The organism is Thiohalomonas denitrificans (assembly GCF_016841685.1).
GTDB lineage: Bacteria > Pseudomonadota > Gammaproteobacteria > Thiohalomonadales > Thiohalomonadaceae > Thiohalomonas > Thiohalomonas denitrificans_A.
In genome coordinates this window covers 1-17,827 of sequence record NZ_JAENYR010000070.1, presented here as the reverse complement: position 1 = coordinate 17,827, position 17,827 = coordinate 1, and the positions used below count along the sequence as shown (strand labels likewise).

The 17,827-nt window shown below is 60.7% G+C and carries 15 protein-coding genes; 4 read left to right on the top strand and 11 right to left on the bottom strand.

Annotated elements, in window-relative coordinates; genetic code table 11:
* Positions 1-440 precede the first annotated feature (440 nt).
* The 3 genes from Q7L05_RS13600 to Q7L05_RS13590 form a co-directional block, all read right to left on the bottom strand.
* Positions 441-1,820 carry a phospholipase D-like domain-containing protein gene (locus tag Q7L05_RS13600; RefSeq protein ID WP_303907687.1) on the bottom strand — a complete coding sequence of 460 codons (1,380 nt, stop codon included), beginning with the start codon at positions 1,818-1,820 and terminating at the stop codon, positions 441-443.
* 400 nt (positions 1,821-2,220) lie between these two features.
* Positions 2,221-2,451, bottom strand: coding sequence for a hypothetical protein (locus Q7L05_RS13595; RefSeq protein WP_303907684.1), 231 nt, complete (start codon positions 2,449-2,451; stop codon positions 2,221-2,223).
* Between the two features lie 81 nt (positions 2,452-2,532).
* Positions 2,533-2,931: a GYD domain-containing protein gene (locus Q7L05_RS13590; RefSeq protein WP_303907681.1), complete on the bottom strand. Its 399-nt coding sequence runs from the start codon at positions 2,929-2,931 to the stop codon at positions 2,533-2,535.
* 510 nt (positions 2,932-3,441) lie between these two features.
* Between Q7L05_RS13590 and Q7L05_RS13585 the strand changes: the two genes are divergently transcribed.
* From Q7L05_RS13585 to Q7L05_RS13570, 4 genes are all read left to right on the top strand, one after another.
* Positions 3,442-3,696: a hypothetical protein gene (locus Q7L05_RS13585; protein ID WP_303907679.1), complete on the top strand. Its 255-nt coding sequence runs from the start codon at positions 3,442-3,444 to the stop codon at positions 3,694-3,696.
* A 199-nt stretch (positions 3,697-3,895) separates the two neighbouring features.
* A complete protein-coding gene (locus Q7L05_RS13580; RefSeq protein WP_303907676.1) occupies positions 3,896-5,800 on the top strand; it encodes a PAS domain-containing sensor histidine kinase in 1,905 nt (634 codons plus the stop codon).
* Positions 5,801-5,922: 122 nt separating this feature from the next.
* A complete protein-coding gene (locus Q7L05_RS13575; protein ID WP_303907674.1) occupies positions 5,923-7,218 on the top strand; it encodes an ATP-grasp domain-containing protein in 1,296 nt (431 codons plus the stop codon).
* On the top strand, positions 7,218-9,245 hold the full coding sequence (locus tag Q7L05_RS13570) for a CocE/NonD family hydrolase (RefSeq protein ID WP_303907671.1): 2,028 nt from the start codon (positions 7,218-7,220) through the stop codon (positions 9,243-9,245). The genes Q7L05_RS13575 and Q7L05_RS13570 overlap by 1 nt, the downstream gene beginning before the upstream one ends.
* 72 nt (positions 9,246-9,317) lie before the next feature.
* Here the strand turns inward: Q7L05_RS13570 and Q7L05_RS13565 are convergent, their stop codons facing one another.
* The 8 genes from Q7L05_RS13565 to Q7L05_RS13530 form a co-directional block, all read right to left on the bottom strand.
* Positions 9,318-10,484, bottom strand: a complete 1,167-nt coding sequence (locus Q7L05_RS13565; protein WP_303907668.1) for a hypothetical protein — start codon at positions 10,482-10,484, stop codon at positions 9,318-9,320.
* A gap of 29 nt (positions 10,485-10,513) precedes the next feature.
* Positions 10,514-11,674 carry a hypothetical protein gene (locus Q7L05_RS13560; RefSeq protein WP_303907665.1) on the bottom strand — a complete coding sequence of 387 codons (1,161 nt, stop codon included), beginning with the start codon at positions 11,672-11,674 and terminating at the stop codon, positions 10,514-10,516.
* A gap of 239 nt (positions 11,675-11,913) precedes the next feature.
* Positions 11,914-12,813, bottom strand: a complete 900-nt coding sequence (locus Q7L05_RS13555) for a cytochrome c3 family protein (RefSeq protein WP_303907662.1) — start codon at positions 12,811-12,813, stop codon at positions 11,914-11,916.
* Entirely contained in the window at positions 12,810-13,388 is a 579-nt protein-coding gene (locus Q7L05_RS13550) for a hypothetical protein (protein ID WP_303907660.1), read from the bottom strand. Before Q7L05_RS13550 ends, Q7L05_RS13555 begins: the two co-directional genes overlap by 4 nt.
* A gap of 7 nt (positions 13,389-13,395) precedes the next feature.
* Positions 13,396-14,646, bottom strand: a complete 1,251-nt coding sequence (locus Q7L05_RS13545; protein ID WP_303907657.1) for a 2Fe-2S iron-sulfur cluster-binding protein — start codon at positions 14,644-14,646, stop codon at positions 13,396-13,398.
* A 25-nt stretch (positions 14,647-14,671) separates the two neighbouring features.
* Complete coding sequence (locus tag Q7L05_RS13540) at positions 14,672-15,424, bottom strand: cytochrome b/b6 domain-containing protein (protein ID WP_303907654.1); 753 nt, start codon at positions 15,422-15,424, stop codon at positions 14,672-14,674.
* A 40-nt stretch (positions 15,425-15,464) separates the two neighbouring features.
* Positions 15,465-16,790: a ferredoxin reductase family protein gene (locus Q7L05_RS13535; RefSeq protein WP_303907651.1), complete on the bottom strand. Its 1,326-nt coding sequence runs from the start codon at positions 16,788-16,790 to the stop codon at positions 15,465-15,467.
* Positions 16,791-16,946: 156 nt separating this feature from the next.
* On the bottom strand, positions 16,947-17,312 hold the full coding sequence (locus Q7L05_RS13530; protein WP_303907648.1) for a PepSY domain-containing protein: 366 nt from the start codon (positions 17,310-17,312) through the stop codon (positions 16,947-16,949).
* Between the last annotated feature and the right edge of the window lie 515 nt (positions 17,313-17,827).

Genomic DNA, 17,827 nt, shown 5'->3' with positions numbered 1-17,827 from the left:
CCGCCACCCGCCACCCGCCACCCGCCACTCGCCACCCGCCACTCGCCACTGGATACGTGTGACAGGGCACTAGGCAATAGCCACTAGTGGTGGGTCAGTGCCGCACAATCGCTGTTCCTCATTTTAGCCAATTTTCCGGCGAACATATGGGACACCACAATATCGGTCATTGAGCCTAGTACGCTTGGGATGTCCCAAACTCCTTCAAGGAAATTGCCCGTTCTCGGGTTCAGCTCCAACATTCCTACATTTCATCGGTGGTGTCCTCTATCCGGCCTGTATCATCGGTGTAAATGGGTCCGCGCTTGCGACCATAAGCCGTCTACTTTGTGGAATGCACCTGAAGGGTCTTTTTGATTTGACCATGGGGTCCACTTTGGTGGCGGTTGGGCGCTCCCTTCATATAGGTAACTCTGACCTAATATCATTCGTCCTCCGACTCACAGATAAGGGGTGAATAACCACGCTAATCCATCCCGCAACCGTACCGGCCACGGACGCCCGTCCACATCGGCCAGGGTCAGTAGCTGTGAGCGCGCCAACGCATTATCGAAGTGCTCGTACAGCCCACCTATGCACTCCTCGCCCAGTACCTCTACGGCGATCTCGAAATTGAGGCGTAAGCTGCGGGGGTCCAGGTTGGCCGAACCGATCTGGGCATAGTCGCCGTCCACCAGGAAGAGTTTGCTGTGAACGAATGACCCGGGCTGGTAGTGGACGCCGATGTTCCGCTCCAGGAGTTCCCAGAGCATGTTGCGCATGGCCCAGTCCATGTAGGGCAGATTGTTTTCGGCCGGTAGAAGGAGATCGACGCGCACGCCGCGCAAAGAAGCGGCCTGCAAGGCGACAATGATTTCACGGGGAGGGAGGAAGTACGGCGTCATGATGGCAATGCGCTCGCGTGCAATGCCGATGGCGCCCACCAGCATCAGTGGCAGGCGGTCGAGGTCTTCGTTGGGGCCGTCGAGCACCATGCGACAGGTCACTTGCCCGGCCATGGCCGGCAGCGTGGCCGGCGTGATCCTCTCCCCGGTGACAAAGCGCCAGTCATCGGCGAAGGCCTCGACCAGGTCTCGCACCACCGGGCCCTTGAGGCGGAACTGGAGGTCATGCACACGCCCGCGCGCAGGAATAGTGCTGCAGTGGCGATCGGAGATATTCATTCCGCCGGTGAAGGCGATTTGGTCGTCGATGATCAGCAGTTTGCGATGGTTGCGCAGATTGATGCGGAACCTGGGCGGCCACAGGCGCGGGGGCAGAAAACGCTCGGCACGCACGCCGGCAGCGCGTAGACGCGGCACCGCCCGGCGTGACAGGGAGTAGAGCTCCCCGATGCCGTCGACCAGCACGCGCACATCCACGCCCCGCGCCATCGCTCGTGACAGTGCATCGATAAAGGCCGTGCCGATCTCATCCGCGTCGAAGATGTAGGTGCTCAGAAGGATGCGCTGCTGTGCACCTTCGATGTCCGCCAGCATGGCGGGATAAGCGCCCTCGCCGTCGACCAGCGGCTCCACGCGATTGCCGGTGCGGCGCGGGTGACCGGAGACGGCATGGCCGAGGCGGTCCAGCGGATCGATGCCCACCGGCTGTTTGGCACCCACAGCCCGGGTGGCAGGCTTGAGGGCCCGGGCACGGGTGCGCACGCGGTTCACGCCGAAGAGATAGAAGACCAGCGCGCCGAACGGTGGTAAGGCGAGGATGAATACCAGCCAGGCCAGCGCAGAGCGTGGTTCGCGCTTGAAGAACAGGGCATGACGGGCCGCCGCCAGAGTGACGACGCCGACCACCGCGAGAAGGATAAAGTCGATGAATGTCATACGTGCTCCCGCCCTGATTGCCAGCTTGGGCGGTGTTGACTCGGGGGCATCCTGTTCCAGCCCGGCAGGCGCCTGCAAAGCCGGTGCCCAAAAGGGCTATCCCGCTATTTTGTCGTTTCCTCGCCTGTGTGAATGGTCGCGTGAAACTATCGTTTTCACCTGCGTTCCGTTCGCCGTCCGCCCAGGCTCGCCATGAAACGAATCCCGGAACGCAGCGCCGACCGTCGATGCCGGCATTTCTTTCACTATATTGCCCCTGGAGGGAGACTCTGGCAACTATTCTGGTTTGCGTTCGCATTACATCCAGGTGATCAGAATGGCAGAACGGCTCAGCAGGGAAACGAAGCCGAGCAGCTGCCGAAAGGTCGTTTAGCTCCACGAGGAGTCTTTCCAATGTTGCCTACATAAGGTCCATTCCGACATCGCTCAGGCTTGTGCCCGACCGCATCTTCCGGGCCAGCTCTTCCACCTGTTCGGCGGCATCGTGCAACTCGTCTGAGAGGGCCTCCTGGACGAAAAGCGCCAACTGCTCGAAATCGTTGGCGGGTATCGCCTTCAATGCATTCGGATCCAGCAGCTCCCGGAAGGATTCCACGACTTTTTGTGCGCGCTCCCGATGTCGTTCGGTCATAAGTGGATCTCCCCACTATTCGTATTGATCCCGGTTCCGGGACCGCCGGGTTTCACCGAATTGCGTCCTATCAGCATCGTGTCAGGGCAGTGAGGAGATAACCTTTTTGTATTCATCTTCCGTGAAAAGCCGATGGGTTTCGGTGCGAACGTTTCCCCCGGAGGCGATGGCGAGCACCATTTTTGCAACTGCCTCGTCGTCGGGAGCTTCGAGGATGAATATCGTATCGAACTCACTGCCGAGTATTCCATAGAAGGCCTTCATCTCTCCTCCCATGGTCCTGACCGTCTCCTTTGCGGCCTCGACCCTGGCGGGGCTCTCCTTTATGTCCTGGATTCCTTGAGCCGTAAAACCGAAAAAGATCAGATAGATATGCATCGTTGCGCCCTCTTGCTCAGCCGGTTCAGGACCAGCGTAAGTGGAGATTGGGGACATGTAGAATAGGGAGAGAAACATCAGCATCAGGAGCCTGCTTTTCATCGTTTCTCCTTATAATCCCGTGGTTAGTCTGTATGAAAGAGACACTTAAATAAGGAACGGTCATTAACCGAAAGCTGTCAACCCCTGTTCAGGGTCGTCCGATAGGGAATCGAGTCGTCGATAACGATGGCCTGACCACACTCCCGATGCTTCACTTGCTGTGCTGTACTTATTTATGGGAGGCAGCTAACTACTCACCCCCTCCGTCATTCCCTGTCACTCGCGCGCAGGCGGGGGTAGGCGGGAATCCAGAGAACAGAAGCATGGCTCAAAATGGATCCCCGCCTGCGCGGGGATGACGGTTCTTGGCCAGGATGTATTCTGAGATCGACTGCTGGATCCCCGCCTACGCGGGGATGACGTTGACCTCAAGCTCCATTCTGCGAACTACGCCGCTGGATCCCCGCCTACGCGGGGATGACGGATTTCCGGGGCCGTGGGCGATCACCCGGCGAGCAGTTACGGAGGCAGACACCATTCTCCTGATTCAACGAAAAAAGATGATGTGATATGAAAACGATTCTGATAGTGGCGGTCGGTATGGTGCTCCTGGCCGTGCTGGTGGTCTTTGTACGCTACAACATGGCCCTCAGGAAGGCGGCGAAAGAGAAGGAGGAGGCCGCCCGAGCATTGCCGGACGATAAGGTGCAGTGCTTCTCTTGTGGATTGGTGGTGGCCAAGGAGAAGGCCTTGGAGAAGAAGGGCCGCTATTTCTGCGGTGTGAAGCGCAACGACCGCAACGGCAACCCCATTCAGACCCGATAGAGGTGAGCGGCTCGGGTAGGGAAGGGAGCGTCGACATTTTCTAACGGATAGATTGCCGAACCCTCATCCTGAGCTTTTGGACCTGAAGAGACCGGCAATCACTAAGTGGGGCAGGTAGAAAGTGACGGCGCGCCGGGTGCCCGCTTTCGTTATGCTTAGGGACTGAGAAAAGGATGGTTTGGTTCGGAGGGACTGCGTAGTGAAGGATTCCACGGGCGATCGAATACCCGCGCTGGAGCGCGAGGTGCAGGCTCTGCGGGAGGCTCTGGACGCGTCGCGTGAGCGGGAGCAGCGTTACCGTAGCGTATTCGACTCGATGATAGAGGGCTTCGGCCTGGCCGAGATCCTGCTGGATGACCAGGGTTGTCCTTGTGATTATCGCTTTCTGGAGGTGAACGAGGCCTTCGGGCAGCTGGTCGGAGTGCCTCCAGAGGTCGCCAAAGGCAAGACCGTGCGTGAGTTGATTCCGAGTATTGAGGCGTACTGGATAGAGACCTACGGGAAAGTGGTCCGGACCGGTGAGCCCGTACGCTTTGAGAACTATGCCGTGGGACTGGACAAGTGGTTCGAGGTGACGGCTTATCGAACCGGCCCCGGGCGCTTCGCCCACCTGTTTGCCGATGTGACGAAACGCAAGCAGGCGGAGCAGGCCTCGAGGGAGAATGAGCAGCGGCTTTGGTTGGTCATCGACAGCCTGCCGGTGCTGATCTCTTACCTTGATGCCGGGGAGCGTTATCAATTCAATAACGCGGCCTATGGAAAATGGTTTGGTCTGGCGCCGGAAGAGGTGAAGGGCCGCACTTTGAAGGAGGTGGTTGGCGAGCGGGCTTACCAGACCCTCAAACCCTATGTACAAAAAGTGCTTGCGGGAGATACGGTGCGCTTTGATATGGTCGTGCCGTACCGACTGGGAGGGACGCACGAGATCGAGGCAGTTTACGTGCCACACATCGGCACCAGTGGTGAAGTGCTGGGTTTCTATGCCCTGGTGCAAGACGTGAGTGAACTGAGTAAACACAAAAAGGAAGAGGCGGCATTGAGGGTCAGTGAGGAACGGCTGGCCCTGGCCCAAAAGGTGGCGGGCATCGGTTCTTTTGACTGGGAGGTGCCGGAAGGGAAGGTGGTGTGGACAGAAGGGCTGGAACGCTTGTACGGCCTGGAGCCGGGGGAGTACCGAGGCACCTATGAAGACTGGTTCAGCCGGATCCACCCGGATGATCAGGCCGCAGCAGAAGACTCCGTAAGGAGGGCTATCGAGCAGCGCCAGGAGTGGCGTACCGAATTCCGAATCCTCCGCAAGGATGGCGCCGTCCGTTGGGTCTACGCCCTCGGCAGCCCGATCTTCGATGAGTCACGACAGCTGGTTCGGTTTCTTGGTATCAACCTGGACATTTCCGAGCGCAAACAGGCCGAAGAAGCCTTGCGCCGGGCCAATGCGGAACTGCAACAATTCGCCCACGTGACCTCTCATGATCTGAGAGCACCTTTGCGAGCTGTCTCAAATCTTTCGAAGTCACTTGAAGAAGACCTCGGCCCCCGGCTCTCGGACGAAAACCGCTATCACCTGCATCTGATCCGTAAGCGTAGCCAGGCAATGGAAGCCTTTATCCGGGCGCTCCTGGCCTATGCCGAAGCGGGTGGGCAGACCGTTCAGGTAGAGACTGTCGACAGCAAACGGTTGATAGCATCTGTCCTGGGAACCTACGAGATGCCTCGGGAGTTCCAGGTTCACATTGACCAAGGCATGCCCCGCCTGATCACCGATCCAGTCAAGCTACAACAAGTGTTCGCCAACCTGATTGGCAACGCCATCAAATACCACGACCGGCCCGATGGAAGTGTTCACGTGTCTGTCCGCGAGCTGGACGAACAGTACGAATTTTCCGTAGCCGATGATGGGCCCGGTATTCCAGCCGAGTACCAGGAGCGTATTTTCGGGATGTTCGAGCGAGCTCCCGGACGTTCAGAGCACGAAGGATCGGGTATTGGCCTGGCGGTGGTGAAAAAGCTTGTCGAGAGCGTCGGTGGAGATATCGAACTCCAGTCGGAGCCCGGCAGGGGCTCGACCGTTCGATTCAAATGGCCAAAGGTGATTGAGCTGTGATACCGGGTTGCTTTCGCACACGGAGGGCCTCTCCATCGAGACGCGAATACTTCGGGAGCGGCGGGAAGCCGCACACGGCATCTGCTATTCGTTGAGTGGGACCATAGCCTGTCGAGGTAGCGATGGTGAGGAACATCTTCATTGTCGGGCTGGACGACTTCCACCGTAAGCTGCTGAAAACGATACGCAACAGCGAACAGTATCGGTTCCACGGACTGCTGGATTACGACCAGGTCGTGCTTCCGGCCCACTACCCCATCGACGACATGATCGCGGCCGGGAAAGAGCAGTTGGATCGGTTCGATGGCCGGGTCGATGCCATCATCGGCCACTGGGACTTTCCCACCACCACGCTGCTGCCGGTCTTTCGCGAGCACTGCGGCCTCGATGGACCCTCTCTGGGTGGTGTCCTCATTGCCGAGCACAAGTACTGGAGCCGCCTGCGGGAACGGCAGGTCGTGCCGGACTGTACGCCGCGATTCGAGGCGGTCGATCCGTTCGCCGATGATGCCGCGGAGCGCATCGGTCTGGAATTCCCCTTCTGGCTCAAGCCGGTTATCGCCTTCAGTTCGGTACTGGCGTTTTATGTCTCCAGCCACGCAGACCTTGAATTTGCCCTTGCCCGCACCCGGGAACGGATCGGCGGGTTCGGCGAGCCGTTCGGCAAATTGCTGTCGATGGCGCATATGCCGGATGATATCCCCGTCGAAATCGACGGCTATCATTGCATCGCCGAGCAGCCCATCGAAGGGGAGCAGTGCACCGCGGAGGGCTACATCCAGAATGGAGTGCCCCACGTCTACGGTATCGTCGACTCTTTTCGCGAGCCCAATCTTTCGTCCTTCTCTCGCTACCAGCTGCCATCCAGACTGCCGCAGAAGGTGCAGAGACGTATTATCGATTACACCAAACGGGTAGTGCCGCATCTCGACATCGACAATACCCCGTTCAACGTCGAGTACTTCTGGGACACGACTACGGATCGTCTCTGGTTGCTGGAACTCAACACCCGTATCTCCAAGTCCCATTCACCGATGTTCGTCGACGTTACCGGCGCGTCGAACCACGAGGTGGCCGTGGAGGTGGCGCTGGGCATCGAGCCTCAGTACCCGCGCCGCGAAGGCTGCTGCGCGACGGCGGCGAAATTCATGCTTCGCCATTTCCACGACGCCCTGGTTACCCGGGTGCCCACCGAACGGGAGCTGCAAGAGCTGGAGAATGCGTTTCCGGGGACCAGCATCGAGATCGCTGTAAAACAGGGAACGCGATTGTCGGAGATGCCGGGTCAGGAGCCTTACAGCTACGAAGTGGCGGTGGTCTTCATGGGAGCGCCGGATACCAGGACGCTGTTGCAGGAGTATGAACAGCTTAAGGCCCGGCTACCCCTGGAGTTCGACGACAGCGTCGCAAGCGCGTAATGAGATCGGTCAGGGATTTTCCCCATAAGGTACGGACCATTGAAACGGCCTGGATTGCGATGGCCGACGGTGTCCATCTGGCGGCCCGGATCTGGCTGCCGGAGGGCGCCGAAAGGCAGCCCGTGCCCGCAATTCTGGAGTACATCCCCTATCGGCACCGGGATAACACCCGCAGTCGGGATCAGCGCATGCATCCCTACTTCGCCGGTCATGGCTATGCGGCGGTCAGGGTGGACATCCGCGGCAGCGGTAATTCCGAGGGGACCCTCGAGGACGAGTATCTGGAAAGCGAGCTGCAGGATGGTGCCGCAATCATCCGCTGGCTGGCTGAACAGCCCTGGTGTGACGGCAACGTGGGCATGATCGGTATCTCCTGGGGCGGTTTCAACGGCCTGCAGATTGCAGCGCGGCGTCCCCCGGCGCTCAAGGCCATCGTCTCGGTCTGTTCCACCGATGATCGTTATGCCGACGATGTCCATCACATGGGGGGTTGTCTGCTGGGTGATAACCTCTCCTGGGCATCGACCATGTTTGGCTTGAACTCGCTGCCGCCGGACCCGCAGGTCGTGGAAGGAGATCGCTGGCGCGAGCTGTGGCATCAGCGCCTTCGTGGTAGCGGTCTGTGGCTGGAAAAATGGCTGCGGCATCAGCGGCGCGATGACTACTGGAAACACGGCTCCATCTGCGAGGACTGGAATGCCGTGCAGTGTCCCGTCATGGCGGTTTCCGGCTGGGCGGACGGCTATACCAATGCGGTTTTCCGGTTGCTCGAGCATCTGCAGGTGCCGCGGCTGGGTCTGGTCGGCCCCTGGAGCCACAAGTATCCCCATGAAGGGATCCCCGGCCCGGGGATCGGCTTTCTGCAGGAGTGTCTGCGCTGGTGGGATTTCTGGCTGAAAGGACGCGACACCGGTATCATGGATGAGCCGATGCTTCGCGCCTGGATGCAGGAGAGTGTGCCGCCCACCACCCGGTACAGGCATCGGCCGGGGCGCTGGGTGGCCGAGGAGAGCTGGCCGTCACCGGCCGCCCGTTGGAAAGAGTATTTCCTCGCTCCGGGCAGGCTCGCCGCCGGCGAGGGCGAGCGCCGGCGGACCGGTGCGGTGCAGACGCTGCAGTCTCCGCTAAGCGTCGGCTTCTTTGCCGGCAAGTGGTGCTCCTACTCCGCCGCGCCTGATCTGCCCCACGACCAGCGGGAAGAGGATGGGGGAGCGCTCATCTACGAGAGCGCTCCGCTGGAAGCGCCGCTGGAACTGCTGGGCGCCCCGGAGGCGGAGCTCGTGTTGGCGGCCGATCGGCCGGTGGCCATGGTCGCTGTGCGACTCTCCGACGTCGCGCCGGATGACAAGGCCACCCGTGTGGCCTATGGGCTGCTCAACCTTACCCACCGGGACAGCTCCGAGCACCCGCAGGCCCTGGAGCCGGGCGAGCGCTATCGGGTGCGCGTGAAACTCAACGACATGGCCCAGGTGTTTCCGCGCGATCATCGGCTGCGCCTCTCGCTCTCCACCTCCTACTGGCCGCTGGCATGGCCTCCACCCGAACCGGTTCGTCTCACGCTGTACACGGCGGAGAGCCGTCTGCGGATTCCGGTCCGTCCCCCCGCGGAACGGGATCGGGCGGTCCGCTTCGAAGCTCCGGAAGGCGCCCGTCCCCTGGCAAAAGCGGTTATTGAAACGGGTGAGCACCACTGGCGTGTGATTCGCGACCTCGGCTCCGACTACTCCACGCTGGAGGTGGTCAATGACGATGGAATGGTCCGTTTCAGGAAGCTCGGCCTGGAGATGCAGCGTAAGGCCGTGGAATGGTATTCCTACCAGAATGACGACTTTTGCTCGCCGCGAGGTGAGACGGTCTGGCACTGGCGCTTTCACCGGGACGACTGGGACGTGCGCACCGTCACGCGGACGACCCTGACCTCGGACCCGTCGCACTTTCATATCCATGCACAGCTCGATGCCTACGAGGGCAAAAAGCGGGTTTATTCGGATAACTGGGACCTGGCGATCAAAAGGGATCTGGTCTGATGGCATTGCAGATCCCCCTCAGGGAGAGAGGAATCAGTAGGCAAAGCGTTAGGCATCCCGGAGGTCTCGATGTCAGAGATTGCGGGCAACGATAAGACTGATGGCCATCTCTTGCGCGTCCAAGGTGAAGGCTTGGGTGGTGGCGACATTCCTATTCATCGCCTCCTGTGTCAGCAGGATCCGGTCTGCCTGTAGACCGATGTTGTCGGCCATCACCAGGATCTGATCCGCCATCTCCAGGATGCTGTTGGCCATGGTGCCGATATCGCCTGAGAGTTGCAGGGTGCTGCCTACGGCATCTTTCAGAGTCGGTGTCCAGGTCATCGCCTGCAGGCCACTGATGGCAATGGCGTACCCTTCTACGGCGGCGGCCAGGGGGGTGACCATCAGCGACAGGCCGTCCAGTTGGATCAGGGCGTCACGACTGATGTAAGCGGTATGGTCGGCAGTGTCGCTGGTGATGGCGTCGTGCAGGGCCTGCACCTCGCCCAGCAACCCATGCACGCCCGCTGCCACCGACTGCAGTTGTGAATCCATGGTCCAGGGACTCAGCACCACCGCTTCCATTTGCGTGGCCAGGAGCCCTCCTTCGGTGACCAGGTTGGCGAAACTCGGATTATAGGTGTTGTCCTCCACTACCGAGACCAGCGTCAGTACGTTGGCCTGGGTCTGCAGGAGGGCGTCGGTGGTGAGGGAAAAATTGTCGCTCTGTAGCTGTTGGCTGACCAGAATGCGATCTGCCATCAGACCGATGTTGTCGGACATCACCAGGATCTTGTCAGCCATTTCACCGATACGATCGGCCATGGCGCCGATGTCGCTCGATAGCTGGAGCATGGCGGCGATGGCGTCTTTGGTGGTGACCATTGCGGTGGTTGTCGAGAGAATCTGCAGATCGACTGACAGGCGAAGCGCCTGATTGGCAATGCCCTGGCTGGTGGCGAACAGTTCGTCCAGCCCGTCATAGACATCAGCATCGGTCTGTAATGGTGCCGCCACGCTGCCTTCCGCGGTCTCGATACTCCGGGTGATATCGCCGGCCAGGGCATTGGCCCGGTTCAACGGCGCACAGAGATCGTCGGCGGAGAGGGTCACGCCTTGCAGATAGGTTTGCAGTTCGGTCGCCTGGGTGTTCAGGGCCTGAAGATCGGTGCTCAGGCCGGCCTGGACGGTGCCGGCCAGGCCCGACAGGCCGAACACCATCATCAGGGCTGCGAATGGTCGACGTAAACGTTTCATTTTTCGGTGATTCTCCAGTCGATGTCCGTTCACAGGCCCATGTTCTTGATGGTGGTGATCACTGTGCCTTGGGCTGCGAGCAGCGAACTTTGGGTGAGCAGGACATTGGTCTGCTGAATGTTTTGCGTCTCGATAATGCGGTCGGCCATGATGCCGATATTATCCGCCATGACGATGATCTTGTCGGTCATCTCCAGAATGCGATCGGACACCAGCCCGATGTCTCTGGTGAGTCTCAACATACTGGCGGTTGCATCCGCAAGGACCACGCTGTTGGTGGTCGGGGCGAGTAGCTCGATGGTCTCCGCATATTTTTCCAGCGAATCTGCCAGAGCTTGATGGAAACGACTCGTATCGCCCAACAGGGTCAGGGTATCGCCGTTGATGTAGTGACTGGCGTCCTGGCTGGTGAGTAAAGCGGTGGTGTAGATATCGACGGCCTTGTTCAGTACCGCTGAGGTGGTGAACTCGAGGACCTCCAACTCAGAAGCCATGTCGGTCTCGGTTAATACGACCTCGGCCATGTCGTCGGCCAGGGCCCGGATCTCGTCATTCAGAAGCCCGAGGCTCAGGTTGTAGCCGATCGATGAGAGGCTGTCGCTCAGCAGTACCATGTTGTTGATGGTGATCAGCAGGGTGGATTGGGTAAGGGCGATATTACTGCTCAGCAGGTTTTGGGTGGTGAGAATGCGATCCGCCATCGTCCCGATGTTGTCCGCCATGATGAGAATACGGTCGGCCATCTCCAGGATCCGGTCTGCCATGGTGCCGATATCATCGGACAGACGCAGCATGGCACTCACGGCGGTGCGGTACTCGATGAGCTCTTGCACGTCTTCGATACTGCGCATCTCCCAGGAGAGGCGTGCCGTCTCACTGGCCATGCTGCGTGCAAGGTTGGACAGGTCGTCCAGGGAGCCCATATCTTCGGTCGTGAGGGTCAGTGGTGCACTCAGCTGTGACGTGAGTGTCTCGGCACTGCTGATGTAGCCTTCAATCGAGGCGTTCAGGGTCCCGAGTTCGCTGCAGGAATCGTTCCCGTCGATGCTGATGCCGGACAGTCCGGTATTGAGAACATTGAGTTCAGTAACCATGGACTGCAGATCGGTGGTCAGGGACGCCTGTGCCGGCAGGGTCAAGACGAGCATCACAAGCAAGGGCAGGTGGCTGTGTAGCCGTGGGTTCCGCATACAGAATTCCTTGTGTTACCACTCCCTCGACCATGCCCTGATGACTGTACGGCTAAGGATGATGTGGATGGAAAATCCGCCAATTTACTATCATTTAGGAGGTAAGCATATACTGAAGCGCTAATATTTCTGGCCCGCCTTGAGGCCGACACCACCCAGTCGGGATGCCGTTCCCTGCAGGTCGGCCTTCATACCGATCCTGTGCCGGCCAAAAGCGTTACGGACTGAAGCCTGGCCCACTAGTCATCATCATGCCACTGCCGATAGTAACGATAGGACCGGCCCTCCGGCGCACCGCGATTGCGCATGCGCCATTCGGCTTCGTCCTCGTCGCCGCTGCGGTGGCACTCCACGCAGATCTCGAAGTCGCGGATTCCCTCTTCGAGATGCTCCCCCCGCACATTCCACGGTGAGTGCTCGTGGCAGTTGTAGCAGGTATAGGCACTGTAGTCGTTGCCTTCGTGACAGGTTACACATTCGGTATTGTGATCATGGTCGAAGCGGAAGTATTCATCGTGGTCAAAGGTCGCCGGACTCCAGGCGCCGGTGTCATGGCACTGGCCGCAGTTGTTCTCGCTCTTGCTGTGCAGGTCGTCCTGCGGAGCGGCATGACAGCCGGTGCACTGCTCCAGGGTCGCTGCCTCCAGATTGTCGTGGTCGAAGGTCGCCGGCGACCAGCGTTCGGTGACGTGGCATTGCCGGCAGTCGTCCGTGAGTTTTTGGTGCAGGTCGTCCGTGGGCGCAGTGTGACAGTTGGCGCAGGTTTCCCGTGTCTCCGGCTTGAGCAGGATGTGCGAGAAGCGCTGTGCGGTGCGAAGGGTGGCGACACCCCGGTGCTCACTGTGGCAGGCCACGCAATCCTTTTCCCGCAGGTCCTGGTGGAAGGTGGCGTCCGTCTTCGGGTCGGCAATGGGTTCGCCCGCCGTGGTCAGGCTTCCGATCCCGGCCACCTGGTGGCACTCGGTGCATGCGGCGGAACTGGCCCCGAGCAGCGGGACATGGCAGGCGAAGCAGTCGGTTTCGATATCGCTGTGGCTCTTCTTGACGGGTCCGGGACTGATCATGAACTCGGGGTAGACGAACAGTAGCCCCAGCACGACGGCCAGATTGATAAGGATGATCCTGGTGACGGTTTTCATTGCCAGCGCCAGAAAAGAAAGATACTGAGGATGTGGGCGAGTCCCAACACCAGGAATACCAGGGTGATGGGGAAGTGGATCGCCCGCCACCGGTTCATCAGGTCGACGGTGACCGCGTCCCAGAACATCTGTTGCTGCAACTCTTCTCCACTCATCCCCTGTTGCTCGAATGCGGCCTTCCTGGCGGCCAGATGGCGGCGCGAGCGGTTGAGTACGAACCTGCCGGTGAGCCCGCTAATGATGTTGACCAGCATCGCGGCCGTCGCCAGCCAGGGCAGGATGGCGTTGAGGTGCACCCCGGCGTGGATCAGGATCATCAGCGCCCCGAGCAGGGTCAGGGCCTCATGCAGGCGGAGCAGGGTTCCGGGCTTGCCGGACCGGATGACCTTGCGCTTGCGCATCGAATAGAGGAACGACAGCAGGATGATGAGGGTTCCCGGGATCCCCAGGTACCGTCCAATCCACACCAGTTCGAACCGGTGCAGCAGCCCGTCGGCCACGTAGGTGCCTCCCAGCAGCAGTGCGATCAGCAGCAGGAAGGGCATAATCTCTTGACGTAACAGTGAACGGTCCATGGCAGTCCTACGCGGATAGTGTCAGGTCGCCTTTGGGGGTCGAAATACAGAGCAGGCAGGTGCCCGGCTCCACATCGGCCTCCGGCGGTTGGAGATAATCCAGGTCGCCCTCCTTTACGGCGGTTTGGCAGCCGCCGCAGGCACCGGATCGGCAGCCCGAATTCACCTCGATACCGTTGGCCTCGGCAAACTCCAGCAGCGAGCCGGCATTCGGGTCCCATGCCAGGTGCTTGCCGCTGTTGGCGAAGGTCACCGTGAACGGCTCGCCGGGTGCGGTCACTGCCGGGCGCTGGCGTCTCTTCACCGAAGCGGGACCAAAGGTCTCGTAATGAATCTGGTCAGGGGGGATACCCCACGCTTCGAGATCCGGCACCAGGGATTCCATCAGTGCCGGTGGTCCGCACACGTAAAAGGTTTCCACCTGGCGCGGCAGGGTGATACGCAGCAGGTCGATACCCACGCGCCCGTGGCGTCGATAGGGTCCGGCGATGTCCTGCTCACCCGGGCGACTGTAGCTGACCAACAAATGCAGGTTGGGATGATTCGCGGCCAGTTCCTCCAGACGCTGCGTCATCACCTGTTCGGCCCCATCACGCACACCATAGAACAGCCAGATCTCCCGCTTGCTGCCTTCATGCAGCAGCGTCTCGACCATGCTCAGCATGGGCGTGATACCGATGCCACCGCCCGCCAGGGCGAGCGGCGAGAGACCGCGGTCTCTCAAATGGAAGGGTCCCGAGGGGGCCTTGACCAGGATCTGGTCGCCTTCCTGTACGCCATCGTGCAGATGGCTGGAGATCCGTCCGGGGGGCACATCGGTGCAGCCGGCAGGCGCCGGCACCCGCTTTACCGTCACTCGGTAGTACTCCGGCCGGGGTCGATCGGAGAGCGAATAACAGCGTGTCACAGGGCGCGGCTCGCCGTCCTCCGGCCCGATCACTTCCAGTTGCAGGGTGAGGTATTGGCCCGGCTGGAACGGCGGCAGCGGTGCGCCGTCCCCCGGGACGAGGTAGAACGAGCAGATCGTGTGCGCCTTATCCTCATAGACCTTCCGTTCCACCCGAAAGGGGCGAAAACCGTCCCACCCCGACGGCTTTTTCGTGCTGCCTGCCGCCGACGATGCGACGCTGTTTCCTCTCACGCGAGTGCGTAACGAAGCATATTCGCGGCGATGGCGAAGCAGCACAATCCCGGCCCACAAAGCAGTCTGCGCAGCGATCGCCAGCACGATGAATCCGGTCAGCGAGGCGAGTGTCATTGGGCGGCCCTTTTTCTCATTCCCTTTACTTTTCGAGCGACGCTTCAGGGATGTCCACCGGCTGCTCCGGAAGGACCTTTTCGCCCGTGAACATGGCCGAGATGATCCCGACGCGTTGCTTGATTTCGGTGATCACCACACCGGCGACGTGCAGCGACACGGCGCCGAGCAGGGCAAAAAAGACCAGGATGTGAAGGCTGATGAACGGGCTGCGGAACTCGCGCATCTCGGCCCAGGCGGTGGCGTCCACCATCGACTTGTTGCCGGGGACGAGGCTTGCCGGCTCGACACCGGCGGGGGCAACCCACTGTGCAATCCAGGAACCCAGCGGCGGGTAGTAGAGATCGGTGCCGGCGAGTACCAGTCCGGTGATGGCCTGCGCGAACAGCAGCAGGAACAGGACCAGTACCATCAGCCGGCCCAGGGGATTGTGACCGAGGTAGTGGCGGGGTTTACCGCTGCGCAAGCTACCCAGATGGGCGCGCAGTTCGGGCAGAAAGTCGCGACTGAATGGCAAGGTGGCGCGCCAGCGCGCGAAGTGACTCCCCCTGAACCCCTGCACCACGCGCCAGAGCAGATTCAGGGCAAACACATAACCGATCCAGACATGTAGTTCCTTGAGCCAGATCTTGGCATCGCCGGAGATGCCAAGGGCCTTGCCGTTGTAGATGACCAGACCGATACCCAGCAGTGCCAGCACCGATACCACATTGATCCAGTGGAACCAGCGTATGCCGCGGTCCCACACCCGATGTACTACGAACTTTGCTTGTTGCATGACGTGCTCCTCTTGTGGATGATTCCGATGCGTCGATCGCTCAACGCATCTCAAACGCTTCCTGGTGAAACCGCACCCTGTTGCCCGGCCAGGCATGGCGCAGTCCGTCGCGCAGGGCTTCGCCGAGGCCGCGTGGTCCGCAGAACCAGACCTCCGCCCGCTTGGCATCCGCTGACTCCCTGGCGAGGGCCTCTGCTGTCAGACGGCCGCTCTGCTTGTCGTGCACGTGCAGCCGGACCTCGGGCAGCCCGGCGCACAGGGCCTCCAGCCGCTCAACGAAGGGATCGGCCGTGCGGTCGCGTACGCAGTAGTGCAGGTCCGCCGACACCGCGGTGGTGCGGTCGCCCTGCAGGGATTCCAGCCAGGCCAGGAACGGTGTGATCCCGATTCCGGCTGCGATCCAGATTTGCCGTGCCCGCCGGTTGGCGCGACGGTAATCGAAGCGGCCGTAGGGTCCCTCTACCTGAACCGGACTGCCGGGCGACAGGTGGCGGGGAAGTTGGCGGGTGTAATCGCCAAGCGCCTTGATGTCGAAGGTGACGGTGTGATCGCCACAGTCGGCACTGGCGATGGTGAAGGGGTGTGCACCTTCGCCGGTATCGAAGGTGACGAAGGCGAACTGACCGGAACGATGACCGCGCCACTGTTTATCCAGACGGCACTGTACTTCGACGACATCGGGTGTCGGATTCCGCACCGAAACGATACGGCCACTCACTTTCCGCTTGCGGCCGATTCTTCCTGTCAGTGAGAGCACACTGGCCACGCTTCCGCCTGCGAACAGAACGGTCAGCAGCAAGCCGATGGGCTGGTTCCAGTAGCCGGCCGGCGCCAGCACCACCGCGTGAAAGACGACCAGCAGATAGAGCACCGGCATGGCACGATGCAACGGCCGCCACAGCCGGTAGGAAAACTGTTTCCACAAGGTGATCAGCAACAGGGCGAACAGCACATAGATCACCCATTCGCCAAGGTCTTCACCCAGGTCACGGAGCGGTTCGGCAAAGGCCGACAACTCATCACTATCTACGTGGCCGGCACGTCCCGCCAGCGTCTCGACCAGGTCGTCCGCCATCTCGAGTAGCCAGTGTGCGGCCGCAAAGCCGACCGCAAGGATGCCGCTCCACTTGTGCAGCCGGTAGATCCGGTCCATGCCGCCAAGCGGCCGCTCCAGCCATGCAGGACGGGTGGCCAGGATCATGGCCAGGGACATCAGGCAGATGGACCACAGGCCGGTGAGGATGAGTCCTTCGTGGTACACGGTCCACGCCAGAGAACCCCCCACTGCCTGGTGCCCGGGGGAGAGTATCTCCCAGCCCCACGCCAGGGCGATGATGGCGAGAAAGCTGGCGAGAATGAGTTTCATGGCGTGTCCTCCTGTAGGGTGCGCAAACGGTTTGCGGATCGACCAGCGGTCTTCACCGCAGGCAATCCGCTTGTCGTGAGCAGTCTTGAAACGGCCGGGCAGAGGCCCGGGAGTCCGTCCCCTGTTTCGCAGGAACGGCTCCCGGGTTGCGACGCGCTACCGACTGACGCCGTTGTCGCGCAAATTGCCATCCCGGTTACGCGGGTCGAAGCGGTCGCTACGGCGTTTTTCGTCTTTGGCGCGGGCATCGACCACATCTCCACTGACCGGGTCGACCCGTAGCTCTACCCGCTGTCCCTCGGGGCTGACGGCCTTGACCTCGTAGCCGTTGTCCTCCCGCTCGATCTCGTCGATGTCGCGGTAGCCGGCGGCAATCACCTTGTCGTAGATCGCAGGGATCGTCAGCCAGTTCTCGGCCTGGGCGGTCACCGGAGCCGCGGCGGCCCCCGGTGCGGCAAAGGCGGTCCCGCCTGCGGCAGCGGCACTCAAGGCAATGGCGAAAATGGCATGTGATGTCTTCATGGGGTGCTCCCTGTTGCGTGTGACGGTGGCCTGATAACCACCATGAGCCACAGTCTGCGGCACTTGCCTGAATTCACCCTGAAAATACGAATGAAGAACTGGTAACCACGGGGGGACACGGGGAGCACGGGGTAAAAACAAGTTGTTCGGGTTTTTTCCCCCCGTGTGCCCCGTGTCCCACGTAGTTCGAAATTCAAGGGGTGAATCGTTGAGCTCCTGCAGAACTTGCCCCGGATGTCACTACGAGCACTCCCACCGGCTGCACCGGCCCGAATCAATGACGAACTTCCCTCTTGTCATAGCGAGGACGCTTACAGGGATGTAGGCGGTAGAGTGACGCAGGATGCCGAAGCCGAGCCTCAGCGACGAAGCTATCCCGAAGTGCCAAGTACCGGATTGCCCCGTTTCGCCCAGGCTCCTCCTGATGAACTTCCCCCCCGCTGTCATTACGAGGAGCCCCGGCGACGAAGTAATCTCCTGCTCCCAAACCCCAGATTGCCGCGTCGCTGGGGCTC